18 protein-coding genes are annotated in these 25,304 nt (G+C 44.1%); 17 read left to right on the top strand and 1 reads right to left on the bottom strand.

The window, feature by feature from the left end; translation table 11 throughout:
- From AC1DO4_RS12760 to AC1DO4_RS12705, 12 genes are all read left to right on the top strand, one after another.
- On the top strand, window positions 1-387 hold a 387-nt coding region (locus AC1DO4_RS12760), incomplete at its 5' end, for a glycoside hydrolase family 97 C-terminal domain-containing protein (RefSeq protein WP_477416312.1).
- A 722-nt stretch (window positions 388-1,109) separates the two neighbouring features.
- Window positions 1,110-1,283, top strand: a complete 174-nt coding sequence (locus AC1DO4_RS12755; RefSeq protein ID WP_477416310.1) for a hypothetical protein — start codon at window positions 1,110-1,112, stop codon at window positions 1,281-1,283.
- Complete coding sequence (locus AC1DO4_RS12750; protein ID WP_477400673.1) at window positions 1,280-1,480, top strand: hypothetical protein; 201 nt, start codon at window positions 1,280-1,282, stop codon at window positions 1,478-1,480. Before AC1DO4_RS12755 ends, AC1DO4_RS12750 begins: the two co-directional genes overlap by 4 nt.
- Window positions 1,473-2,438 carry a sterol desaturase family protein gene (locus tag AC1DO4_RS12745; protein WP_477416308.1) on the top strand — a complete coding sequence of 322 codons (966 nt, stop codon included), beginning with the start codon at window positions 1,473-1,475 and terminating at the stop codon, window positions 2,436-2,438. The genes AC1DO4_RS12750 and AC1DO4_RS12745 overlap by 8 nt, the downstream gene beginning before the upstream one ends.
- A gap of 349 nt (window positions 2,439-2,787) precedes the next feature.
- Window positions 2,788-2,964, top strand: coding sequence for a hypothetical protein (locus AC1DO4_RS12740; RefSeq protein ID WP_477416306.1), 177 nt, complete (start codon window positions 2,788-2,790; stop codon window positions 2,962-2,964).
- A complete protein-coding gene (locus AC1DO4_RS12735) occupies window positions 2,961-6,050 on the top strand; it encodes a SusC/RagA family TonB-linked outer membrane protein (RefSeq protein ID WP_477416304.1) in 3,090 nt (1,029 codons plus the stop codon). Before AC1DO4_RS12740 ends, AC1DO4_RS12735 begins: the two co-directional genes overlap by 4 nt.
- Before the next feature lie 25 nt (window positions 6,051-6,075).
- Window positions 6,076-7,632 carry a RagB/SusD family nutrient uptake outer membrane protein gene (locus AC1DO4_RS12730; RefSeq protein WP_477416302.1) on the top strand — a complete coding sequence of 519 codons (1,557 nt, stop codon included), beginning with the start codon at window positions 6,076-6,078 and terminating at the stop codon, window positions 7,630-7,632.
- An 85-nt stretch (window positions 7,633-7,717) separates the two neighbouring features.
- Window positions 7,718-8,137: a rhodanese-like domain-containing protein gene (locus AC1DO4_RS12725; protein ID WP_477416300.1), complete on the top strand. Its 420-nt coding sequence runs from the start codon at window positions 7,718-7,720 to the stop codon at window positions 8,135-8,137.
- Between the two features lie 12 nt (window positions 8,138-8,149).
- On the top strand, window positions 8,150-10,033 hold the full coding sequence (locus AC1DO4_RS12720) for an arylsulfatase (protein ID WP_477416298.1): 1,884 nt from the start codon (window positions 8,150-8,152) through the stop codon (window positions 10,031-10,033).
- Window positions 10,034-10,051: 18 nt separating this feature from the next.
- Entirely contained in the window at window positions 10,052-11,923 is a 1,872-nt protein-coding gene (locus AC1DO4_RS12715) for an arylsulfatase (protein ID WP_477416295.1), read from the top strand.
- Window positions 11,924-11,927: 4 nt separating this feature from the next.
- Window positions 11,928-12,659: a thioredoxin domain-containing protein gene (locus AC1DO4_RS12710; RefSeq protein ID WP_477416293.1), complete on the top strand. Its 732-nt coding sequence runs from the start codon at window positions 11,928-11,930 to the stop codon at window positions 12,657-12,659.
- Between the two features lie 9 nt (window positions 12,660-12,668).
- Window positions 12,669-14,252 carry an arylsulfatase gene (locus AC1DO4_RS12705; protein ID WP_477416291.1) on the top strand — a complete coding sequence of 528 codons (1,584 nt, stop codon included), beginning with the start codon at window positions 12,669-12,671 and terminating at the stop codon, window positions 14,250-14,252.
- 126 nt (window positions 14,253-14,378) lie between these two features.
- On the opposite strand, the gene AC1DO4_RS12700 is transcribed toward AC1DO4_RS12705, so the two are convergent.
- Window positions 14,379-15,410 (bottom strand): GntR family transcriptional regulator, encoded by a 1,032-nt coding sequence (locus tag AC1DO4_RS12700; RefSeq protein ID WP_477416289.1) that lies wholly within the window; start codon window positions 15,408-15,410, stop codon window positions 14,379-14,381.
- Window positions 15,411-15,633: 223 nt separating this feature from the next.
- On the opposite strand from AC1DO4_RS12700, the gene rhaM reads away from it, so the two are divergent.
- The 5 genes from rhaM (at window position 15,634) to AC1DO4_RS12675 (ending at window position 25,284) form a co-directional block, all read left to right on the top strand.
- A complete protein-coding gene (gene rhaM, locus AC1DO4_RS12695) occupies window positions 15,634-15,948 on the top strand; it encodes an L-rhamnose mutarotase (RefSeq protein WP_477416287.1) in 315 nt (104 codons plus the stop codon).
- A 490-nt stretch (window positions 15,949-16,438) separates the two neighbouring features.
- Window positions 16,439-17,785 carry a rhamnogalacturonan acetylesterase gene (locus tag AC1DO4_RS12690; RefSeq protein ID WP_477416285.1) on the top strand — a complete coding sequence of 449 codons (1,347 nt, stop codon included), beginning with the start codon at window positions 16,439-16,441 and terminating at the stop codon, window positions 17,783-17,785.
- A 15-nt stretch (window positions 17,786-17,800) separates the two neighbouring features.
- On the top strand, window positions 17,801-19,030 hold the full coding sequence (locus AC1DO4_RS12685; RefSeq protein ID WP_477416283.1) for an oligogalacturonate lyase family protein: 1,230 nt from the start codon (window positions 17,801-17,803) through the stop codon (window positions 19,028-19,030).
- Window positions 19,031-19,040: 10 nt separating this feature from the next.
- A complete protein-coding gene (locus tag AC1DO4_RS12680; protein WP_477416281.1) occupies window positions 19,041-21,899 on the top strand; it encodes a glycosyl hydrolase in 2,859 nt (952 codons plus the stop codon).
- A gap of 169 nt (window positions 21,900-22,068) precedes the next feature.
- Window positions 22,069-25,284 (top strand): SusC/RagA family TonB-linked outer membrane protein, encoded by a 3,216-nt coding sequence (locus AC1DO4_RS12675; protein ID WP_477416279.1) that lies wholly within the window; start codon window positions 22,069-22,071, stop codon window positions 25,282-25,284.
- Window positions 25,285-25,304: the final 20 nt, after the last annotated feature.

Genomic DNA, 25,304 nt, shown 5'->3' with positions numbered 1-25,304 from the left:
TTGCAGCATTTTGCAGACAGGCCTTCTGCTTATTATGATTTGGCTGAAGGTCCCCGTAAATTCCTAATGGGATTTCCCACAACCTGGGATGAAACGAAGCTAATCAACGGCTACCCGGGCGAAATGGTTGTTATAGCCCGAAGAAAAGGCAAGCTCTGGTATGTTGCCGGGCTTAACGGGAAAGATACTCCGCAAACACTCCATCTTAATTTAAACTTTTTAGGCAGCTCGAACTATTCTTTCCAAATATTCAAAGACGGAATAGATACAAAATCCATCAAAAGCGAAACCGGGAAGATAAAAAAAACAAATACATTGCAGATTAAATGCCTGCCCAGAGGCGGCTTCGCAGGAGTAGTGGGTGAGAAAGACTTAACCACGCTTTAGCCGATATTGTTACAATACAGATGGTAAGAATATCAAGGGTTTTCATGCTCATTCGTTTCTTTACTTCCCCAATTAAGATCTACTTAGAGGCTTATTCTTTTTTAAGATCATAATCGATAATTTTTGAAAAACCGCCTATTTCAATCAATTCGTCGATAAAACGGTGGGGATTCTGCACCGTTATCCACCCAATTTTAAAAGCAGTCCAAACGACTGTTTTTTTGTTTAACGGGTGCCCTAAGACTGAATCAGTTGCTTCTTCAATAGCCCTGTATTTTTCAATTTTTGCTAATATTTAATCAAAAAAATGGAGATTTTGGTTTGATTAAGAGGTTTTTATAATTTGTGGCAAAGAAAATATCAAATATTTCTATAATTTCTATAGAAGTAGTAGTATTTATAAAATCTTTTTTTACATTTGCCCCTGTAATTAAATCACAACAATTAAATCATTTAAAAGCAACCACCATGCAACCCGAACTTTTACCTAAATACGGCCTTGCTAATTACCAGTCGACAGCTATTGCTTTTGCCTGCTGTTGTATGCCTTGTTGTTGCTGTTGATATAGCACAATAAGGATTTATTCCTTCCTCCTGAACCCGCTATTCATTGCGCCGTTCTGCTGATCTTTAGAATTTTATTTTTTAACTAACAGGTGCCTGTGCCGGTATGCGGATCGTCATGCGGTATCTATACTATTCATCACTTAATACTGCTCATTATGACCATTAACGACGTTTCCCTGCTTGGAAAAAAGATATTGGTTGGCATCATTGTAACACTGATACCTTTCATTATCATTTTCGGCGGCCTGTGGCTTACCCGTAAACTGCTGGAGCGAAACTCCAAAACCAAAATAGCATTAATTGTTCAACCTCAAAACAACCTATCATGAAACTGGAACAAGCTACTAAAACACGGATAATTAAAAACGCCTTGTTGAGCCTGCTGCTTTACACGCTGCCCATTGTGCTCATGTTTGCCACATTTTATATAACCGGTGAACGCCCCTGGGAAAAGAAACAGGTGCATAAAGAACAGAATACCATAAAGAACAAAACTGTAAACACACAACCACAAAGCAATGATTGAACAAATAAAACAACTAATAGAAAACCTTAATGGTTATGGTTTTTCCGTTTTGGTATTGGTGCTCGGCGTGCTCGAGTTTTCATTTGGCCTTTATAAAAAACGTTGGAACAAAAACGAAAAGTGGGTGGATATTGCCTGCTTTACGGTTCCCAAACTTGTGGTAAAACCTTTGGTTGCTTATTACGGGCTTAAGGTACTGCCCGCCATACTGCCAGGTTTTAAAGACACCTTTAATTGGGTGCCGTTTTTCTGGGGATTTATTATCATAGCAGTTGCCGACGATCTTACCCAATACTGGTACCACCGTTTACACCACGAAGTGCCGTGGTTGTGGCGTTTCCATCGTACGCACCATTCGGCATCATACATGGGTATGGCAATGGCCAGCAGGCAAAATATCATTTATACTATTTTCTTTTCGCAAACCTATTTAACAACCGCGTTGGTTTATCTTGGTTTGGGTATCCCTGCTGTTATTGTTAAAGGAATTAAGGGCACCATTACCACACTGGCCCATTCAAGTATTCCATGGGACAAGCCGTTTTATCAATACAAAATATTACATCCGCTGGCCTGGGTACTTGAACGCACCATATCAACCCCGGCAACGCACCATGCACACCACGCAGCTACTACTGATGATGGGGTTGGCTACTACAAAGGCAATTTTGGCAATATGTTTTTTTTGTGGGATATCATTTTTGGTACAGCACATATTTCGCGCAAGTACCCGAAAGCCTATGGCATATCACATTATGAAGGCGATCAATGGTATGCGCAGCTGGCCTGGCCTATATTTAAATCAAAAGTGCCCGGAAGTGAGCTTGCTGCCGATGGCCCTGTGATTAAAGCGGATGTTCCTTTGCAGCCACACCAGTTATATAGGCCCGATCCTTTGGCCGAGCCGGAAACAGAGCACGCTGAAGCACCATTTAGGTTACTGCCTGTGAAAGCTTAACGAATAAGATAGTATTTATACTGATACAGGCGACATCCATACCAGCCATGCGGGGTTGGTATGGATGGTAATGCCGGCCTCAAGGACATTGGTGCCATCAAATTGCAGCATTAATTAATGGTATGGGCTATCCCGGTGTTGGATAGGCGAATAATTAAAACAATACCCCGAAATAAATAATTGATCTGCCTGCTTAACAGGCATAATGAGAAAGGAACATGAAAAAATAAAATAATTACTTACTGCAAATAGGGGAAAAGCAAGCTTTTCCCCGGTCATTAAAACAACGAAACAGGGATCGATTGGCGTTGAGCCTGTTTCAATTGTGTCATTTTAACTATTCAAATCTATGCAAAATATTGCAAAAGCAGGGAAAGGCTATGCCTTGCCTTTTCCCCGGCCTGCGGCGTCTTTTACGCTGCAAATAATTGAGGACGCCTTTCGTCCACAGCAATTGTACCTCCCGTTTTATACGGTTATTGAGCAGTCGTCCGGTTTTTCATCCTTTAAAAACCTGTCGACATGAGAAAACTTTTATTAATTACGCTCTTAGTACTTATTGCGTTCCCGCTGGTAACGTTTGCACAGCAAACGCAACCTATTATCAATTCAAGACTAATTGGCCGTGTTATTGACGGTGCCACCAAAGAGCCCCTGCCCGGTGCAGTGGTACGTATCGAGGGCACCACCCACGCGGTAACAACTGATATTGAAGGCAAATTTAGCTTCGTAACCGGGCAAAAATTCCCATATAAACTCATTATTACTTTTACCGGCTACGAAAAACAGGAGTTTATTGCCGATGGCAGCCCGGTAGAGATCCGCTTAAAGGATGCCCAAACCCAGTTAAACCAGGTGGTGGTAGTAGGTTATGGCTCGCAAAAGCGTAAGGATATTACCGGCTCGGTTGCTTCCGTCCCTGCACTTGCCTTAAAACAGCCCGTTCCCTCGCTCGACAGGGCCTTGCAGGGCTCAGTTTCGGGCATACAGGTTACGCAGGCCACCGGGCAACCCGGAGCAGGCGTTACTGTACAGGTGCGCGGTGTAAACTCCATTAATGCCGTTGCCGAACCTTTGTATGTAATAGATGGTTTCCCAACATCAAACAGCAATTCGTTAACCGATGCGGGTGTAACCAATGGTCCTAAAATCAATCCATTGGCATCTATCAATACCTCGGATATCGAAAGCATCGAGGTTTTGAAGGATGCTTCGGCTACGGCTATTTATGGTACACGGGGTGCAAATGGTGTTATCATCATCACCACAAAAAAAGGTAAGGCCGGTGTATCATCCATTAATTACGATGGCAGCTACGGTAAACAGGAAGTGATCAAAACCCTATCACTGCTTAACACGCCGCAATGGGAGGCCTTGCGTAACGACGCGCTGGCAAACAGCGGGAAAACCACTCAGACCGAGGCACAGCTTAACCCTTATAATGCCAATACCGACTGGCAAAACGCAGCTTTCCGCAAAGGGAGCTCGCAAAACCACAGCCTTTCTATATTTTCGGGTACCGAAAGAACTCGCCTGGCTTTTTCGGGTAACTATTTTAAACAGGATGGGATCCTGCAAAATACCAACTTTGAGCGTTATGCAGGTCGTGTAAATGTTGAGCATGATTATAACGATAAGTTCAAGATCTCGTCATTTATTACAGGCAGCCGCACCAGAGCCCAGATAGCCCCAGCCGGAGTAGTACCAGCCATTTTGCTGATGACACCCACTACGCCTATTTATAATGCTGACGGATCTTTCTTTATCAAAAATATATTTGAAGGTACTTACGGTAACCCCATCAACACGCTGTATAACCAGATCAACAACACTACAACAAGTCGTGTTTTGGGCAATATCTCCGGCGATTATAGGATCACCGAAAACCTTACCGCAAGGGTATTAGCGGGTATCGATATCATCGACAATAAACAAAACCGCTACCTGCCTGCTTCGGTATACGAGGGCTCGGGTTATTCAGGTCTTGGCGAAACAGGAACGCTTAACTCATTCAACTGGCTTAATGAAAACACGCTTACCTACAATAAAAAATTTGGCAGGCACTCATTGAATGTACTGGCTGGTTTTACCCAGCAGCAATTCAAGGCCGAAGGCTCAATCAACGGAGCATCGGGTTTTGTTAGCGATTATGATACTTATAATAACCTTGGCTCGGGTAGTATTCCCTCTATATCTGGAAGCGGCTTTGCCATAGCCCCATCTACATCGTCAAACACCTGGGCTTTGAAATCATATCTCGGCCGCGTGAACTATGGATTTAACAGCAAATACCTGCTAACACTAACTTTGCGTGCCGATGGTTCATCGAAATTTGCACCGGGCCATCAATGGGCGTCGTTCCCTTCGGCTGCCGTAGCATGGAATGCTTCGAGCGAAAATTTTCTTAAAAACGCCACAGCCATTAGCCAGCTAAAGCTACGCCTGAGCGCCGGTCAAACCGGTAACAGCGATATCCCGGCATATCAATCATATTCGCAATTAGGCTATTACCGTTACAACTTCGGCAATACCACTGTTGCCGGTTTTGCGCCTAACAGCCTGTATAATCCTAATCTTACCTGGGAAAAAACCGCTCAATATGATCTGGGTTTCGACCTGGGTTTATTTAGAGACCGGATTAACATAACGGCGGATGTATACTACAAAAAAACGACTAACCTGTTGCTTTACCTGCCGCTGCCTGCAACAAGTGGTTTAACCGTTATCACCAATACTTCAATCACCAACCCGCAGCAGTACGAAAATGTGGGCTCTGTGCAAAATAAAGGGTTCGAGATCGGTATAAACTCGCATAACCTAACCGGTGATTTTGTATGGAGTACCAACATTGTATTCGCCGTTAACCGGAACAAAGTATTAAGTCTTGGCGGCAATGGCGTTAGCCGGTTCATTCCAGATTCGTCTCTGCCTTCTATCATTAAAGTTGGTGAGCCTATCGGTTCATTCATTGGTTACAAAACCAATGGTTTAATCCAGGCGGGCGGGCCGGTACTTACCCCGGCGGCCAACACATCGCCCGGTGCCCAAAACTACCAGGATATCAACGGAGATGGCAAAATAACACAGGTGGCCGATAGGGTGATTCTTGGTAACGCACAACCTAAATTTACAGGTGGTATTACCAATACTTTTTCCTATAAAGGCATCGACCTGAGCATATTCCTGCAGGGTTCATACGGTAATAAGATCTATAACCAGCAACGTAATGTATTGGAATTGGGTACAGGTTACACCAATGCTACCACCACTTTGCTTAACCGCTGGACACCAACTAACACCAATACCGATGTACACAGCGCTTTCCAGGATCCGGCGGCAACCATATCCGACAGGTTTGTGGAGAATGGCTCGTACCTGCGCCTCAAAAGCCTCAGTTTAGGATATACTTTCCCGCAATCGGTATTTTCCAAATCGCCAATCAAGAAAATCAGGATCTACGCAAACGCGCAGAACCTGGCTACCTGGACTAAGTATACCGGGTACGATCCGGAGGTGAGCAGTAATGAGCAGTCGGCCATTACCTCGGGTGTTGATAACGGGGCGTATCCAAACAACAAGTCGTTTATTGTAGGTATAGGGATCACCCTGTAGCGGTTAACTTTTGATTTTTTAAAACATGAAAACTAAAAATATTAAATACCTGATCTTACTGATAGCGCTTGGTGCTGTTTCATGCGCTAAGCTCAATGAAGATCCCCGGTCATTTATACCGGCAAACCAGTTTTATAAAACCCAGGCCGATGCCGTGGCTACGGTTACAGCTGCTTATTCGTTATTGAACGCCGGTGCAAATGGTGTACAAACGCCATATAATACCCTTTTTAATACTGGTATGAATTTTATGGGCGATGATGAAGGTCCAGGTCCCGGCGCTACAAACGCCGATGTGCGTTCACAGGCTGTACTTGGGCATTCGGCATCGGGCTTACGTATTTTGCAGATCTGGCAGCAGCACTACGCGGCTATCAAAAAAGCCAATATTGCCATTGATACCATACCCAATATCAAATTTGATGCAACGCTAAACAAAAGGCTTGTTGCCGAAGCAAAGTTTTTAAGGGCATTGTACTATTTTAATTTGGTTCGTTTGTATGGCGATGTGCCTTTGGTACTTCACGATCAAACGTCCATTAACCTTTCTGATCTGCAGGTTCCGAGAACGGCCACTGCTACGGTTTATAACCAGATAGAGACCGACCTGACCGCGGCCGCTGTCGATTTGCCGAATAATTATACCGGCGCAGATGTTGGCAGGGCTACTGCGGGCGCCGCTTATTCATTGCTGGCCAAGGTTTATCTTACCGAGCGTAAATGGGACAAAGCCGTAACCCAGGCCGAAGCAGTGATCAATGGTCCATACGGGTACGACTTATTTGCCAACTATGCCGATGTGTTTTTGCCTGCAACCGAAAATGGTAAAGAACATATTTTCTCGGCCCAGTTTAAATCAAACTCACAGGGGCAGGGCAATAACCAGGCACCTCGCTCGGTGCTAAACGGCATACCTGGCATGGTAGGCAGTTATGCCGACCAGGTGGTGTTTTACACGGTACCTGATGCTACCAAACCGGGTGGCGTAGATAAGTTTTTCAGCATCTATAAACTGTATCCGGCTAATGATAAGCGCAAACGGGTAAGCTTTGTAACCCGTTTCCAAAGCCCCACAACCAACCTGTATTATGGCAAGCTGAATGATGCCACTATCGCTAACGACTCGATCCCTTTCTTTAATAAATACTTTGACCCGGGCGTTGCAGCTAATGAAGCCGAATCGGGTGCTAATGTGCATATCATCCGTTTTTCGGATGTGCTGTTGATCCATGCTGAAGCCGAGAATGAACTGAACGGGCCAACGGCTAAAGCTTACGCATCTATCAACCGGGTAAGGAAACGTGCCGGTCTTGACGACCTTTCGGGGCTTGACCAGGCTGCTTTCCGTGATGCGGTTTATTTAGAACGAAGACTGGAATTTGTTTTTGAGTACCAACGCTGGTTTGATTTGATCCGCGAGCGGGATGCATCGGGCAAGGGCATTCTTGAGGCAAGCTTGCTTAAAGTTGGTAAAACCAACGTAACCAAAGGTGCGGCGGGTAAATTTTACCTGTTCCCCGTACCTCAGCAGGAAATAGATAACAGCAACGGCAAACTCACCCAAAACCCTGGCTGGCAATAAAAGCACAATACCAAAGAGAACGGCAAATGGGGAATAAAATTCAGATCAAGCTATGCCGAATAATATCAAGATTAAATTAAATATTATGAAAAAACTAAACATCATTATTCTGCTGCTCCTGGCGGTTACAGGTATACAGGCTCAAACTTACGTACAAAAAAGATCGGCTAAAATTATAGTAACACCCGAAGTAAGTAAAAAACTGCTTGCCGAAGTACAGCAGGGCAAAGCCTACCTGGTAGATGTACGCAGCCCGGATGAATATAGCAAAGAGCATTTAAAGTATGCTGCTAATATCAATATCAAGGGTGCTGATTTTGCTGACCAGATCAAAAAATTAGACAAAACAAAGCCCATATACCTGTATTGCCATTCTGGTAACCGGAGCGGTAAAGCTGCAGATTCCCTGGCAACGCTGGGGTATAGTTTGGGCTATAATATTGGCGGTATTGATAGCTTAACAAAGGTTGGTTTCCCTGCTCAACAGTTTCAATTTAAACCATAGCATAAACATATCATGAGGATATTAAACAAATTCATTCAAAAACTGCCGGGAAATTCCGAAACCGGTTATTTAAAAAAAATATGGCCTCTTACAATGGTCATCGGTTTAATTGGGTTGCAAAGTGCAAAGGCCCAAAATAATCAACCTTATGGCGGCGTGGTGGGCAAAACGCTTGATGATTCAAAGGAGTGGTGGCCCGAGCCTCGTAAAGCACCCACCGGCGCGCCAAATGTATTGTGGATTATTTTAGATGACGTTGGCTTCGGCGCATCAAGCACTTTTGGCGGCATCATCAAAACCCCCAATTTTGATACGCTGGCTAATAACGGCTTGCGTTATACCAACTTTCACACGGCTGGTATTTGCGCGCCTACACGCTCGGCCTTGCTTACCGGTCGCAATCACCATTATGTTCATGAAGGCGGGTTTTCGCATGTTACCCTGTCGGCCGGTTTTCCGGGTTACGACGGTCGCATCCCATCTGACAAGGGAACAATTGCCGAAATATTGAGGGAGAATGGCTATAACACTTTTGCAGTGGGCAAATACGGACTTACGCCCGATGAGGATGCTACCGATGCCGGTCCGTTCGACCGTTGGCCCACAGGTAAAGGTTTTGATCATTTCTTCGGATTTTTAGGATCGGCCACCGACCAGTACAAGCCAGATTTGGTAGAGGATAACGCCCATGTAACACCAGACGGCCGCCACCTTACCGACCAGATAACCGATAAAGCTATATTCTATTTAACCCGCCAGCATAAAGCAGCGCCCGATAAACCATTCTTTTTATACTACGCACCGGGTGCCACCCATTCGCCCCACCAGGTAGGGGCCGAGTGGAGTGACCTATATAAGGGCCAATTTGACGGCGGCTGGGACGATTTCAGGGAGAAAGTAATAGCCAGGCAAAAGCAATTGGGCATTATCCCCGCTTATGCCAAACTACCCGAGCGCAACCCCCGCATCCCGGCCTGGAAATCATTACCCGATGCCGAGAAAAAACTGTACGCCCGCTTTATGGAAGTATACGCAGGTTACCTAACCTATACCGATCATGAAGTTGGCAGGCTTATTAACCATTTAAAACAAAGCGGTCAGCTGGATAATACGTTGGTATTTGTAATCATTGGCGATAACGGGGCCAGCAAGGAAGGTACGGTTCACGGTGTTATCAACCCTAAAAAGAACTCGGCCAAACTTGTTGCAGAAGATACTTACCTGAAAACCAATATTGAGGATATTACCGATATAGGCACACCACAGGCAAGTACCAACTACCCCCTGGGCTGGGCGCAGGCAGCCAATACACCATTTAAATACTGGAAGCAGGATGCCAATTCAGAAGGCGGCACACGCAATCCGCTTATTGTGTATTATCCAAAAGGCATTAAAGATAAAGGGACCATCCGTACACAATACGGCCATGTAATTGATGTGCTGCCTACCACGCTTGAGTTTACCGGGATCAAACTGCCCGGGTATATCAGGGGTATTAAGCAGGATACCTTACAAGGCACTTCGCTGGTTTACTCATTCGATCATCCCGAAGCGCCCGCCCGCCACGTTTTACAGCATTATTACATTTTTGGCTCACGGTCGGTTTACAGCGATGGCTGGAAAGCAGAGGCGGCACACCACCCGGATAATGTGGAACTGGGTGATTTTAAAGTAGGGCAGAACGTGCCGGATAGGAGCTTTGATGAGGATACATGGGAACTGTACAATCTGAACCAGGATTTTAACGAGCGTGTTGATCTTGCAAAAAAATACCCCGAAAAGCTAAAGGAGCTCAAAGCGGTTTTTGAAGAGCAGGCCAAAAAGAACAACCTGTATCCATTTATCGACTGGTACGATGTTTATCACCAGCGCATCCACCAAAACTATAAAAAATAACCCCGTAAATTTTTCATTATGAAAAACGCTTATAGAATATCATTAGCTGTTATAGCTTTTGCGCTGGGCGGCATCCCGGCAATGGCGCAAACCTCAAAAGTAGGGGCCGCAAACATTCCGCCATCTGACCCGGCTACTTATAAAGGAGTTGAGGGCAAAACCCTTGCCGAATCAAAAGAATGGTGGGCAAAACCACTAAAAGCCCCTAAAGGCGCGCCAAACGTTGTTTGGATTTTGTTGGACGATGTAGGCTTTGGCGCATCGGGAACTTTTGGCGGCCTCATCAGTACACCAAATTTTGATACGCTTGCCAACAATGGCTTGCGGTATACCAACTTCCATACCGCGGGTATTTGCGCGCCAACACGGTCGTCGTTACTTACCGGGCGCAACCATCATTACGTACATATGGGTAACTTTGCCCATGCCTCAACTGCCGCCGGTTTCCCTGGCTATGATGGCCGCATCCCGCCTGATAAGGGCACTATTGCCGAAGTATTACGTGCAAACGGATACAGCACCTTTGCTGTGGGTAAGTGGGGCGTAACGCCCGATGAAGATACAACCGCCGTTGGCCCGTTTGACCGCTGGCCTACCGGCAAGGGTTTCGACCATCATTTCGGTTTCCTGGAATCGGCAACCGACCAGTATAACCCGCCACATTTGGTGGAGGATAACTTCCATATCAAACCGGATGGCCGTAACCTGAATGAACAGATTACCGACAAAGCCATAGCCTATATCGATGCTGCGCACAAGGCAGCGCCCGATCAGCCTTTCTTTTTGTATTATGCCCCCGGCGCCACCCATGCCCCGCACCAGGTAAGCAAGGAGTGGAGCGATTTGTATAAAGGTAAGTTTGATGAGGGCTGGGATGTATACCGCCAAAGGGTTTTTGACAACCAAAAGAAGGCCGGCTATATCCCTGCTTATGCCAAATTACCCGAGCGTAACGAGCGTATCCAGGCCTGGAATAGCCTGCCGGCTGATCAACAAAAATTGTACGCCCGTTTTATGGAGGTTTATGCGGGATACCTTACCTATATCGACAACCAGGTTGGCCGGGTGATCAGCTACCTGAAAGCATCGGGCCAGTTTGATAATACATTGGTTTTTGTGATGATAGGCGATAACGGTGCAAGCAAGGAGGGAACTGTTCACGGTGTCATCAATCCAAAAAACTCCGCCCTTACTACCCCCGAGGCTGATTATATTAAAAAGAACGAAAGCGATTACGAAACCATCGGTACACCCGAAGCCTCAACCAATTATCCTTTAGGCTGGGCGCAAGCCGCTAATACGCCATTTAAATATTGGAAATCGGATGCAGATGCCGAGGGAGGTACCCACAACCCGCTGATTGTTTATTATCCAAAAGGCATCACCGAAAAAGGAGGCATCCGTACACAATACGGCCACGTTTCGGATATCTTTCCCACAACCATTGAGGCTGCGGGTTTAAAAATACCTGGTTATATCAAAAGCATTAAACAAGATACCTTGCAGGGCAAATCGTTGTTCAGCTCGTTTAATAACGCCCAGGCAAAATCACCGCATACCCAACAATACTATTACATTTTTACCTCACGATCTATCTATAAAGATGGTTGGAAGGCTGAGGCGGCACACCGCCCGGATAACGTGGATTTGCTAAACTTTCCGCAGGACAAGGTAATTCCTGAACGTAACTATGACAAGGATGTTTGGAAATTATATAACCTGAACGAGGATTTTAATGAGCGTGTTGACCTGGCCAAAAAATACCCCGAAAAGCTGAAGGAATTGAAAGACTTGTTTGATGCCGAAGCTAAGAAGAACCACATCTATCCATTCATAGATAGGGATGATATTAACAACAAAAGAATCCATCACCTCGAAAACAACAATTAAGCTTATGAAAAACTTAAAAACCATTTTACTGGCCCTGCTGGTAGTTTTCACCGGCGAAGTAAAAGCACAATCGCCTGCGCTGTTATCAATTGAAGCTTTTGCAGCCAAATTAAAACAGGCCAAAGATCCGCAGGTACTTGATGCTCGTTCTGCCGAGGAGTTTGTGCAAAACCATATTAAAGATGCTATAAATGTTGATGCCAAAGCCGCTGATTATCAGCAAAAACTTGATGGCCTGGATAAGGATAAACCAACATTTGTTTATTCGATAGCCAACGGCCGCAGCGCTGTACTTTCGCGCGAGCTGCGGGCCAAAGGCTTTAATGATGTGGAAGAGCTCCCCGGCGGTTTGGCCAACTGGATTGGCTCGGGTTATTCTATCGTTTCAACAACTAAAAAAGGCGTGTCGCTTTCCAAAGCACAGTTTACCGAACTCGCGGCTTCATCGCCATTGGTTTTGGTTGATTTTGGATCGCGGTATTGCGGAGCCTGCAAAAAGCTGGTGCCCGTGCTCGACTCTTTGAAAGCTAATGCCGCCTTTGCACCCAGGGTGATCAGCATTGAAGTTTATGACAATACCGCCCTCGCCAAAGAGCTTAAGGTAAACGTGCTGCCAACATTGGTACTATATAAAAACGGCAAGGAAGTTTGGAAAAAGCAGGGCTTTTCATCAACCACTCAAATTAAGGCCGCTACCGAACAAGTTAAAACCGGACTGGCTGCCAGCGGTAAATAAAGCACAGCTATGCTAAAACGAATCTGTTACTTACTTATCATTATGTTGTATATGGGACCTGCATTTGGGCAGGCCCCTAAACAGAAGCCCAATATCGTTGTCATTTTGGCCGACGATATGGGCTTTTCTGATATCGGCTGTTTTGGCTCGGAAATCAGCACCCCCAATATCGACAGGCTTGCCCGCGAAGGCCTTAAAATGACCCAGTTTTATAATGCCGGCAGATGCTGCCCATCACGCGCAGCACTGTTAACTGGTTTGTACCCGCACCAGGCAGGTGTTGGCGATATGGTAAAATACAAAGGCTCACCCGCATACCAGGGATTTTTAAATGAAAATAGCGCTACCATTGCCGAATTGTTAAAGAATGAAGCAGGTTATAATACCATTGTTTCGGGAAAATGGCATGTAGGTTTGCAGCAATCTGCACTGGCATATAACCGCGGGTTCGACAAGTCGTTTACGATGTTGAACAACGGCAGCAGCTACTTTAATTCGGCGCCGCTGTATAATGATGGCAGCAAGATCACTTTTATGCTTAATGATAAAGAAGTAACCCGGAATGATACCTCAAAATACCTTACGCAGGCCATTACAGATTTTGCTGTCAAATCTTTAGATGAGATCAAAGAACAGCAAAAACCTTTCTTTCTGTATGTAGCCTACAATGCCCCGCACTGGCCTATCCAGGCCTTGCCCCAGGATATTGCAAAATATAAAGGCCAATACCTTAAAGGGTGGGATGTTTTGCGAAAACAACGCTATGAAAAACAGGTGGCCGCAGGCATCATCAAAAAACAATGGCAATTATCTGCCCGTGATGAGCGAGCACCAGCCTGGGATTCCCTGTCTCCCAAAGAAAAAGATAAATGGGACACCCGCATGGCCATCTACGCAGCGATGGTTTACCGGATGGATGCTTGTATCGGTGAGATCATAGCCAAGCTAAAACAGTTGGGAAAGGATAAAAACACAATTATTCTTTTCGCCTCAGACAACGGCGGCAGTGCCGATGAAGTAAAAAGCCTGCCCACGGTTATCCAAAAATCTGGCTTGCCGGGCTCAGTAAATTCTATAGACAGTTACGAGATACCTTGGGCCAACGTAAGTAATACGCCGTTTAAACTGTTTAAACGCAATACACATGAAGGTGGCATAGCAACACCACTGATAGCCTGGTATCCCGGGCAAATCAAAGCAGGCAGCATCAATAGCAGTCCCGGTCACCTGATAGATCTGATGCCCACCTGTCTTGATCTTGCAGGCGTAAAATATCCAACTCAATTTAAAAACAGGCAGCTTACACCCTTGGCAGGTGTTAGTTTGGTTGATGCATTTAAGCGTAAGCCTTACACCGGTAATAAAACACTATTTTGGGAACATGAAGGCAGCAGGGCTATCAGGCAAGGCAAATGGAAACTGGTGGCCGAACCTGGCCGGCCATGGGAGTTATATGATCTTAATGCTGATCGATCTGAAATAAAGGACCTGGCCATCAAATATCCGGCTAAGGTCAAAAATCTTGAAAACGAATATTCGGCCTGGGCGAAAAGGGTAGGGGTGGTTGATTGGGATACGATAAAAAATTTTTAAGCTTTGTATTTATCCGTGTGCTGTTGTATCTAAGCAAATAGTATACAAGCGAAACGCCGCTGTTTATAAAATTGGATTTAAGATTATTACCAGGAAATCGCTATGATACCTATTGTGGTTGGCAGCCTACAAAGATGATCTTAAAGTTAAATAAAAAGGTACTTCGTAGCGGGCGGTTGTACCGTTTTTAATAATTGCAGCAGTCATTTCTCCCATTTTTTCAAAATCTGTTGATATGGTGGTTAAACCGTTTAGTATGATTTTTTTAAGCGGGGTTTCGTTATAGGATATTACACCCACGTCTTTACCTATCTGCAATTTTGTCGACAGGATTCGTTCAATCAAAACAACCAGGTCATTTTCCATCAGGTTGATAAAAACCTCACCTTCGTTTATAGGCTCTTTGTGTATATCATGAACAACTTTATAGGTAAAGGCATATTGGATACAAAAACTAAAGAAACCTTTCAGTATCTCACCGGGGAAATAGGTGTATTCGGGAAATATGATCTTTAGTGTATGGTACTTGCTTAGCTGCGGCAGGGCCTGCTCCAGGGCATGAAAAATATCTTTTTCAAAATTTTCATATACAGCTGCAAAATCGCCTTTTACACCGGGTACCAGTTTGTCGAGTATTATCAATTTGTCTTTGGGTAGTGTATTGATGATATCGTGCACATTTTCGCCGCCATCCATAAAATGCGGTAAAATTACGTAGTGCGTGTAATCGTTACTGTTGTTTTGGATCAGCTTTTTAAAAAACTCGAAATCATTGTTATAAATGTAAAAATCAATCGCAGCCTCATGCCCAAGGCCATTAACAATGGCGTCATATACCAATTTTTTATGGGTGCTTAGCTTATTAAATATTAAAAACACTTTAAATTGCTGGCCTGCCTCCGTGTTTTTGATATAGTATCCCTTACCCGGTACAGAACCAAGCAGGCCAATTGATTTTAAGTGTTTATAGGCTTTTTCGGCAGTATCCCGTGATATTTCAAAATTGAGGTTCAACTCGTTAATGGAGGGGAGTGTTTCATTAATAACCAGTTTCCCTTCGCGCACACTTTTAATAATCGAGTTGGCTAATTGTATATATTTGGGTGTGGATGAATAATAGTCAATATATATGTATTCTAATAATCGCGAAGATTTCATACCTCATCATTAAATCCTATGCCTGGCTATAAACTTAAAAGCAAGTTTAAGCGAGCTAAAGTTAAAGCTTTTTGCCAGTTAATCATGATGTCACAGGATTGTTAACTGAGAAAAGAAATGTTACTTTGGCAAAACATACAGGTTGGTTTAAATATATAAGCGATTTTTGGACGAAGTGTATATCAATAACCAATGGCCATATTTAACCTTTTAATATTTACCTATGGATCGCGTAGCATTTAAAATGAAGCTTTTTCCCGGCTTTGAACAGGAGTACAAAAAACGCCATGATGAAATATGGCCCGAATTATCAGCGCTGCTAAAAGATACGGGAATAAGCGATTATGCTATCTTCCTGGATGAGGAAACCAACAGCCTGATGGGTGTTTTGAAAGTAGCCGACAAGGCCTTACTGGATACTTTGCCGGCAAACGCCATTATGCAAAAATGGTGGGCCTACATGGGCGATATTATGGAAAGCAATCCTGATAACTCACCGGTTAGTATCCCGCTAAAAGAGGTTTTTTATTTGCCATAGTTGTTTAACATCATGGGTTCGGTAATATATAACGGTAAATGAGCCGTTCCTATGGAACTTTGAATGGGTAATGGTTCCTTGTCCACGGGTTAAAACCCGTGGCTAATAGATGATCCGTCCGCTATGCGGACTATGTTATCGGTACAAAATATCTTATTGTAAGATAAGAAGCTTTTTATTGACTTAGAATTTAATGCACATTGCCAGCCGTTTACCCTTAATTTATCATCTTTACGCTTACCATTCCCCAGGGGCGGAGCCCCGAAACATTTTGTAACAACGGGTTTCAACCCGTTGAACCCAAACGATAAAAATGGAGAACCATAGGTTCGGCACATATAACTTTTTATGGTGATGAATTTGTTACACGAAGAAGGTCTTCATTCAGGATAGTGCAGGATGCTGCCCGAATAAACATGGTATAACTTTATCTATTATAAACCATGCCCCAATTTTGGCAGCCAGATAATCAGGTAAATTAGTATTCATCATGATCAAATTGCGGTACAAGATCTTATTGCCCTGTTTTTGTTTTTTATTGTGGCTTGTCTTACCTGCAACCCTTTTGGCACAGGCAGCTAAAACCAGTTTTAAGTTTGATTTTGGAAGCGGCAAGGCGGCCAAAGGTTATCAAAAGGTAGGCCCGGATGATAAGTTTGATAACAATAAAGGTTATGGGTTTGATTTTGACTCAAAAGTAACAACAGTGGTGCGCAATCCCCGGAAATTACTTACCGGTGATTACGTCACCAGCGATAAACCTTTCTATTTTTCGGTAAACGTACCCGAAGGCAATTATAAAGTAACACTGGTATTGGGCGACATTAAGGGCAACAGCAATATAACCGTACGTGCCGAGTCGCGCAGGCTGATGCTGGAGAAAGTAAAAACAGGTAAAAGCACTATAAAAAGAGTAAGCTTTATAGTAAATATACGCAAGCCGGATATCGGCACGGGCGGTAAGGTATCCCTTAAACCCCGCGAATTTGGAAAATATGATTGGGATGATAAGCTCAGCCTTGAATTTAATGATACCCTGCCATGTATTGATGCGCTTGAAATAGAAAAGATGGATGACCAGGTAACTGTTTACCTGGCGGGAAACTCCACTGTGGTTGACCAGGATGATGAGCCCTGGTGCTCATGGGGGCAAATGATCACCCGTTTTTTTAAACCGGGAATAGCCATTGCCGATCATGCCGAATCAGGCATTACCCTGGGCAGCTTTTTAAATAGTCACCGTTTGGATAAAATATTAAGTATCATTAAGCCGGGTGATTATCTTTTTATCGAGTTTGGGCATAATGATCAGAAAGAAAAAGGTCCTGAAGATGGGGCCTATAAATCATATACAGATCGCCTTAAGCTGTTCATCAGTAAAATACGCAATAAAAATGCCATCCCGGTTATTGTGACTTCCACCAGCCGCCGCGCTTTTAATGATAGCGATAAAGTGGTGAATACGCTGGGCGATTACCCGGATGCTGCAAGGAAAGTTGCCCAAGAGCAAAATGTACCGCTGATAGATCTTAATACCATGACGACGAAACTTTATGAGGCCCTTGGTAATGAAGGCTCCAAAAAAGCTTTTGTGTGGTATCCGGCCAACTCGTTCCCCAACCAGCCTAAAGACCTGGCTGATAATACCCACTTTAACAGTTATGGAGCTTACGAAATTGCCAAATGTATTATTGAGGGAATCCGCAGCAATCACCTGGGTATTGAGAAGTATATTATTGATGCACCGCCTTTTGATCCATCGCATCCTGACCCTGCCGATACTTTCAACCTGCCCGTCAGCCCTAAAAACAGCACCATAAAACCCGACGGAAATTAATTAAAAACCTTAATAATGATGATAAGCAAAAAACTGGCTTTGATGACTTTCGCCCTTTTAAGTATGAGCTTTTTTACCGTAAAAGCCCAGGATTTATTAGAAACAGGAGGCATAAAACCCATGCCTGCCCGGTGGATTGATAAAGAAACCGGCCATAAGGTTGTTCGGCTGGTAAACCGTGAAAACGATAACGGGAGTTTTTATTTTAACAACAATCCTTTTGTTCCCCAGGAAAAGGGCGAGGGTGATTTGATGGTGTTTTACGGCAAAACGGATAAGGGTTCGCAACTGTTCACTGTTAATCTGAAAACCCTAAAGACTGAACAGTTAACCAGCCGCGAAAAGGTATCGGGAGAGATGGTTTGCGCTAAAACCCGTGAGGCATTTTACCAAAGCGGCGACAGTATATTTGCTGTAAATGTAAATACCCATAAAACCAGGTTTATTTACGCTTTTGCCCCCGACTTTAAAGGCAGGGTAGGCACCGTAAATGCCGATGGAACTTTCATGGCATGTGTTAAAGCTACCGGCGAGCAAGAGCGCCAGATACTGGCCAAATATCCCGAAAAACATGATTTTTTTAACCGGATCTATGATGCGCATATTCAGCACACCCTATATGTGCTTGATGTTAAACACAAATTATTAAAACAAATACACCAGGAGAACGAATGGACTAACCACCTGCTTTTCTCGCCCACGGATCCCTATAATTTGTCGTACTGTCATGAAGGGCCATGGGAAAAGGTGGACAGGATGTGGAATATCAATATAAAAACCGGCCAAAATAAACTATTGCATAAGCGTACCATGGTAAATGAAATTGCAGGCCATGAGTTTTTTTCGCCGCTTGGTAATACCGAGTGGTTTGATCTGCAGAAACCTAAAGGTCAAACATTTTTTCTGGCAGGCATCAACATGAAAACAGGTAAGGAAGATCGCGTTTACCAGATGGACCGCAACGAATGGTCAATCCATTTCAATGTTACCAGGGATGAGCAAACATTTGCAGGCGATGGCGGTAATGCCGGGCAGGTAGCAAAAGCGCCCGATGGCATGTGGATCTACCTTTTTAAACCCGATGGGGATCATTTTAAATCGGAGAAACTGGTTAATATGAAAAATCACAACTATCACCTTGAACCTAATGTGCATTTTTCGCCCGATGAAAAATGGATTATCTTCAGAGCCAATTTTGAAGGTCATGAAGGCGTTTACGCGGTCGAAATTGCCAAATACAAATAAAAAAATCTACATGTCGGTATTCAACAAAAACTTCAAAATAGCCGCAGCTTTAGTGCTTTTAATAAGTGCTGAGGCTGCAACCGCCCAGGTAACATGGCCTGTTATTACCAGGCAAACCAAACCCTGGGCCCGCTGGTGGTGGGAGGGCAGCGCCGTAAACAAAAAGGACCTGGCCTGGAATATGCAAAGCTACCATGACGCCGGTTTAGGCGGAATGGAAATAACACCCATTTACGGTGTAAAAGGGCACGAAAGCGAGTTTATACCCTATTTGTCGCCACAATGGGTTGATATGCTCAAATATACACTACAGGAGGCTAAGCGGTTGGATATGGGTATTGACCTGGCCAATGCCACAGGCTGGCCTTTCGGCGGCCCCTGGGTAACTGATCAGGATGCGAGTAAGGAACTCTTTTGGAAAAATTATGATCTGAAGGGTGGGGATAAATTAAATGAACCTGTTGTGTTTGTACAACAACCCCTGGTACGGGCAGACGGCCAGGCGCCAAAGATCACCGACCTGGTTGAACCCATCAGCAGTAATAAAAACCTGCAACTGATAGCACTTGACCAGGTGCGGTTTGATAAACGTATACCACTCACTGTTTTAATGGCCTACGATGGCAAAGGGCAGGCCCTGAACCTCACCGGTAAAGTTGAGGCCGATGGCAAACTGAACTGGACCGCACCTGCCGGTAACTGGAAGTTATATGCGCTTTTTATGGGATGGCATGGTAAAATGGTGGAGCGGGCGGCCCCTGGTGGTGAAGGCTATGTGATTGACCATTTTTCGAAACCAGCACTGGATCATTACCTGGATAGGTTTAACCAGGCATTCAAAGGCCAGGATGTAAGTGCTATCCGCGCGTTTTTTAACGACTCGTACGAAGTAGATGACGCCCGCGGGCAATCAAATTTTACCCCACAGTTTTTTGATGAGTTTATTAAGCGCCGGGGCTACGATCTTCGGGATCATTTACCGGCCCTGTTTGGTAATGATGATAAAGAAAACAATAACAGGATATTGTGCGATTACCGCCAAACTATATCCGATCTGTTGCTTGACAATTTTACCAAACCCTGGCATGAATGGGGTAAATCAAAAGGCGCTTTAATCCGTAATCAATCGCACGGTTCGCCATCCAATATACTGGATCTGTACGCGGCTATTGACATTCCTGAAACCGAGGGAAATGATATTTTGCGATTCAAGTTTGCTACCTCGGCGGCACACGTTACCGGTAAGCCGCTGGCTTCGTCAGAGTCGGCAACCTGGCTAAACGATCACTTTTTGACGTCATTAGGCGATGTTAAACAGGCTATTGATAAATATTTTGTAGGCGGTGTTAACCATATTTTTTATCATGGTATCAGCTATTCACCAAAGGATGCCCCCTGGCCGGGTTGGTTGTTTTATGCCGAAGTACATTTTAACCAAACCAATCCATTCTGGAACGATTTTTCAACCCTTAATGAATATATAACCAATTGCCAGTCATTTCTGCAACAGGGCAAGCCGGATAATGATGTGCTGGTTTATTATCCTTTGTTCGATAGTTTTTCGGAACGTGGCGAAAAAGGTTTACTTAAGCATTATGATGCCATGAAACCCGATTTTAGCGGCACCGGTTTTGAAAACTCAACCCAGGAGATGCTAAAAAAGGGCTACACTTTTGATTTTATATCAGATAAGCAGATAATGACCTTGCAAGCCACAAGCGCCCGCATAGCCACCGGTGGAATCAGTTACAAAACCATTTTGCTGCCCGATTGCAGGTATATCCCGCTGGAAACATTCCATAAAATAATGGATATAGCAAAGTCAGGAGCAACAGTAGTAGTGTATAAAAAACTGCCATCAGATGTGCCCGGATATGCCCGTTTAAATGAGCGGGAAAAAGAATTTAAGGATTTACTGGCCGGGTTAAACTTTACCTCGGGGCCCGATGGGGTTAAAACGGCGGCGATAGGCAAAGGCCGGTTTTTAATTGCTGATGAAATAATGCCCTTGCTGGATGCCGCTGGAATAAACAGGGAGCGAATGACCGATGATGGCCTTCAATTTGTACGCAGAACCTACAAAAATGGCAATAGCTATTTTATCGCCAATAATAGCGATAAAGCGGTAGATGGCTGGGTAGGCTTATCCGTTAATGCAGCATCGGTAGTGGTATTTGATCCGATGACAAAAAATTACGGCTTGGCCAGGAGCCGGAAACAAGGCAAAGGTCAAACCGGTGTTTACCTGCAACTACAGCCCGGGCAAAGCTGCATTTTGCAAACATTACCTACAAAAGTTAATATCGTAAATTATAAATATTACCAGCTTGCAGGTAAACCGGTAGCTATAAATGGTATATGGGCGCTTACATTTACCCAGGGCGGTCCAACCCTCCCGCAACCAATAAAAACCGCTGACCTTAAATCATGGACAGCATTAGGAGGCGATGAATTTAAAGCGTTCTCCGGAACAGGCAGCTATTCAATCAGTTTTAAAAAGCCAACCCTAAATGCGGTGGCCTGGCAGCTGGATCTGGGTAAGGTGCATGAAAGTGCCGAAGTTTATCTCAACGGTAAAAAGTTAGTTACACTTATAGGTCCGCAATACACGGTTACTATACCTTCAGCACAGTTAAGGCCGGTCAATCAGTTACAGGTAAAAGTAGCTAACCTGATGGTGAACCGCATTCTAGATATGGATAAAAAGAACATCCCCTACAGGATCTTCTATAATACTAATTTTCAGTCACATAGCCCCGGATCCAAAGGCCCGGATGGCCTTTTTACCGCAATAAACTGGCAGCCAAAGCCATCTGGTTTGGTTGGGCCGGTTACCCTTAGGCCAGTTAAATATTTGCTTATTAAATAGTTAATAAAGTTTTTTTTAAGAGAAAAGGCGGTTGTTTTAACCGCCTTTTTTTGTGCCCCCATACTCCGTAAGCAGGATGCTACAGGATGGTGCTGTTGGAATTAACTTTTATGTTCGTTTTACATTATAACCTAACTGACCAAACAGTTAAACCCCTAAAATTAATTTTATGAAAAGAATCTTTATTCATTCTTGTAAAGTGCTGTTGCTGTTGCTTTTTTTTAATGCGACAGGCATCTATAGTGCTTTTGCACAGCAACTAAGTATCACGGGTACGGTTACGGATAGTAAACATCTTCCCGTTCCTGCTGCTTCTGTGCAGCTAAAAGGCACAAAAGCAGGCACAACTGCCGATGTGGATGGCAAGTACGCTATAAAAGCTGCCGCCGGACAAGTGTTAGTGTTTAAATCGGTTGGATTTGAAACTAAGGAAGTTACCGTAGGCACAAACAACGTCATTAATATAAGTTTAACCGAAACCGAATCGCAGTTAAATGAAGTTGTGGTTATAGGTTACGGCGCCCAAAAACGGGCGAATGTTACCGGTGCGGTGGCTACCTTTAAGGCAGATAACCTGGATGAGCGTGCCATAACCCGTGTTGACCAGGCGCTTGTAGGTCAAATGGCCGGCGTTAGTGTAAAACAAACTACAGGTGTACCGGGCAAGGCTTTTAGCGTTAATGTACGGGGCAGTGGTTCTATAAGTGCCGGCAACGAACCATTGTATGTAATAGATGGCTTTCCGCTGTCGGTATCACCAATAGGTAGCGGCGGCAGCTTTGGAGCAGGCAACCCGCTGGATAATATTAATCCAAATGATATTGAAGATATCCAGGTTTTAAAAGACGCCGCTGCCGCTGCCATTTACGGATCAAGAGCATCAAACGGGGTTGTTTTAATTACAACCAAAAAGGGCAAATCGGGTAAGGCTAAAATCACTTATAACGGTTATTACGGATATAATGCGGCCAGCAAATATTTGCCTATGCTTAACGGCGACCAGTGGATAGACCGTGCTACTGAAATGATTAACGCGGCTTATGTGCTTAAATTTGGCACCCAGGGAGCAACAGCCAGTGATGATAATGCTAAACGCCAGTCGTTAAACGGAGGGGCCTTCAGTTCGGCCTATATGCTTGATCCGAGGTGGGCTATGCCTGGTCACCCGGGCTTACAATATGTTAACTGGGAGAAAGCCATAGAGCAAAATGGTGTTATGCAAAACCAGGCGTTAAGCGCCAGCGGCGGTAATGAGTTTGTGAACTATTTTATTTCAGGAAATTATGCCAACCAGGATGGTTTTGTAAAGGGGCTGGGGTATAAAGCCTATTCTGCCAGGGCTAATGTGGAAGTACATGCCACCAAAAAATTAAAAATAGGTTTAAATATAGCGCCTACTTATTCCATCACCCAGGATCCGGGCGTGGAGGGTAAGGATAATATTTTTCACCAGGCTATTAGCTACAGCCCTATACAGGAGGATACTGTAGGTTTATACCCAAATGCTTTTAAAAACGCTCAATATACCTGGGGTAATTCGGCCAATAGCCCCATAGCCAAATTGGAAAACAAAGTTGGGCAAACAAAAAAATACCGTACGCTGGCCACCATATTTGCCGAATACGAGATTATTAAAGGTTTAACATTAAGGAGTTCGGTAAACCTGGATAATGTTGATAATGCTTCAAACAGCTATACGCCGTACACTATTGCGGGTACACTGGCTACCAGGACGTTTGATGCAGCTAAAAACCCTAATTTAACAGCCAATACTACAGGTTCATACAGTACTTTTAAAAGACAAACATTTGTTAACGAGAATACACTTACCTATAACACCACATTTAATTCAGTCCATAGTCTGAATGTTTTGGTGGGGCAATCCTATAATACCGATCGTTTAGACCAATCAACGCTATCATCAGTTGGGGGGTATACCAGCAGTGTAATTCAAACCTTAAATGCAGCAGCTACGGTAACGGGCAACACATCTGGTACTAAAAGTGTTTTGGTATCCTACTTTAGTCGTGTGCAGTACGGATATAAAGACAAGTATCTTTTATCGGCAAGCTTGCGTGAAGACGGATCTTCACGGTTCGGGCCAAATACAAAGTATGGCATATTCCCGTCGGCATCTATAGGATGGCGGGTTATCCAGGAAGATTTCATGAAAAGCGTTCCCGTTATAAGCGATTTGAAACTGCGCTTTAGCTATGGTGTAAACGGTAACAATAGTATTGCCGATTATGGAAGTATTTCGCAAATAGGTTCATACGGATATGTTTTGGGTGCACCCCAGGCTTCGGCTATTGGCCAGGCCCCAAGTAACTTACCAAATCCCGATATTCAGTGGGAAAAATCACAAACCTATGACCTGGGTGTCGATTTTGGATTTTTCAGCAACCGTTTAACCGGCTCATTTGACTACTATAATAAATTAAATACCGAATTATTGCTCAATGTACCTATCCTGCAATCAACAGGCTTTAGCAGCCAGTTACGCAATGCGGGTTCGGTACGTAACATTGGCCAGGAACTGGAATTAACCAGCCATAACCTGGTTGGTAAATTTCAATGGAACACGTCAATTAATATTAGCCATAATACCAATAAAATTGTATCACTGTATGGCAACCAAAAACAGATCATCATTCCAAATTCGTTTGATGTTTCTGACGCTATTTTACGTGTAGGGCAGCCGCTGAACAGTATTTATGTTGTAAGACAAATAGGTTTCTTATCACAGGCCGATATAGATAACCACGCGGCAACATATGGTACGGGCGAAACCGTAGGCGATCCCAAATACCAGGATCTGAACGGCGATGGTGTAATAACCGAAGCTGATAAACAAATTGTTGGCCACCCAAACCCCAATTATACCTGGGGTATCACCAATACTGTACGCTACAAAGGGTTTGACCTGAGTGTTTTGGTGCAGGGTCAAAACGGTGGTTCGATTTATTCTTTATTAGGCAGGGCTATAACACGCACAGGACAGGGCTTTACCGATAATGCTCCTGCGTTTTATGCCAACCGCTGGCGATCGCCAGACAACCAGGGCGATGGACGCGTTAGTAAAGCTTATTCAACATTTGGTTTTGTGGCCAACACCGACTGGTTATATTCATCAAACTATGTACGGGTTAGAAATATCACTTTGGGTTACGATCTGAAAAGTATTTTTAAAACAAAAGCTTTAGGTGCAGCGCGAATTTATGTCACTGCCGAAAACTTCTTTGGACATGATAAATATTATGGTGGTTTCAACCCGGAAGCACAAAATACAGCTATTAGTTCTGACAGTAATTACCCGGAAGCCGGTGACTATGGAGGTTTGCCATTGGCTAAATCACTGATCTTCGGAGTAAATGTCACTTTTTAATTATTCTCAACATTATCAAA

It is taken from the genome of Mucilaginibacter sp. P5_A6 (genome assembly GCF_056400585.1).
The sequence above is the reverse complement of the archived record's forward strand: the minus strand, read 5'-3'. Positions and strand labels throughout refer to the sequence as shown.

Bases quoted from the DNA above. Each gene is read 5' to 3' on its own strand.
- AC1DO4_RS12755 (WP_477416310.1), top strand. From the start codon at position 1,110: ATGACCATTAACGACGTTTCCCTGCTTGGAAAAAAGATATTGGTTGGC.
- AC1DO4_RS12750 (WP_477400673.1), top strand. From the start codon at position 1,280: ATGAAACTGGAACAAGCTACTAAAACACGGATAATTAAAAACGCCTTG.
- AC1DO4_RS12745 (WP_477416308.1), top strand. From the start codon at position 1,473: ATGATTGAACAAATAAAACAACTAATAGAAAACCTTAATGGTTATGGT.
- AC1DO4_RS12740 (WP_477416306.1), top strand. From the start codon at position 2,788: ATGCAAAATATTGCAAAAGCAGGGAAAGGCTATGCCTTGCCTTTTCCC.
- AC1DO4_RS12735 (WP_477416304.1), top strand. From the start codon at position 2,961: ATGAGAAAACTTTTATTAATTACGCTCTTAGTACTTATTGCGTTCCCG.
- AC1DO4_RS12730 (WP_477416302.1), top strand. From the start codon at position 6,076: ATGAAAACTAAAAATATTAAATACCTGATCTTACTGATAGCGCTTGGT.
- AC1DO4_RS12725 (WP_477416300.1), top strand. From the start codon at position 7,718: ATGAAAAAACTAAACATCATTATTCTGCTGCTCCTGGCGGTTACAGGT.
- AC1DO4_RS12720 (WP_477416298.1), top strand. From the start codon at position 8,150: ATGAGGATATTAAACAAATTCATTCAAAAACTGCCGGGAAATTCCGAA.
- AC1DO4_RS12715 (WP_477416295.1), top strand. From the start codon at position 10,052: ATGAAAAACGCTTATAGAATATCATTAGCTGTTATAGCTTTTGCGCTG.
- AC1DO4_RS12710 (WP_477416293.1), top strand. From the start codon at position 11,928: ATGAAAAACTTAAAAACCATTTTACTGGCCCTGCTGGTAGTTTTCACC.
- AC1DO4_RS12705 (WP_477416291.1), top strand. From the start codon at position 12,669: ATGCTAAAACGAATCTGTTACTTACTTATCATTATGTTGTATATGGGA.
- AC1DO4_RS12700 (WP_477416289.1), bottom strand. From the start codon at position 15,410: ATGAAATCTTCGCGATTATTAGAATACATATATATTGACTATTATTCA.
- rhaM (WP_477416287.1), top strand. From the start codon at position 15,634: ATGGATCGCGTAGCATTTAAAATGAAGCTTTTTCCCGGCTTTGAACAG.
- AC1DO4_RS12690 (WP_477416285.1), top strand. From the start codon at position 16,439: ATGATCAAATTGCGGTACAAGATCTTATTGCCCTGTTTTTGTTTTTTA.
- AC1DO4_RS12685 (WP_477416283.1), top strand. From the start codon at position 17,801: ATGATGATAAGCAAAAAACTGGCTTTGATGACTTTCGCCCTTTTAAGT.
- AC1DO4_RS12680 (WP_477416281.1), top strand. From the start codon at position 19,041: ATGTCGGTATTCAACAAAAACTTCAAAATAGCCGCAGCTTTAGTGCTT.
- AC1DO4_RS12675 (WP_477416279.1), top strand. From the start codon at position 22,069: ATGAAAAGAATCTTTATTCATTCTTGTAAAGTGCTGTTGCTGTTGCTT.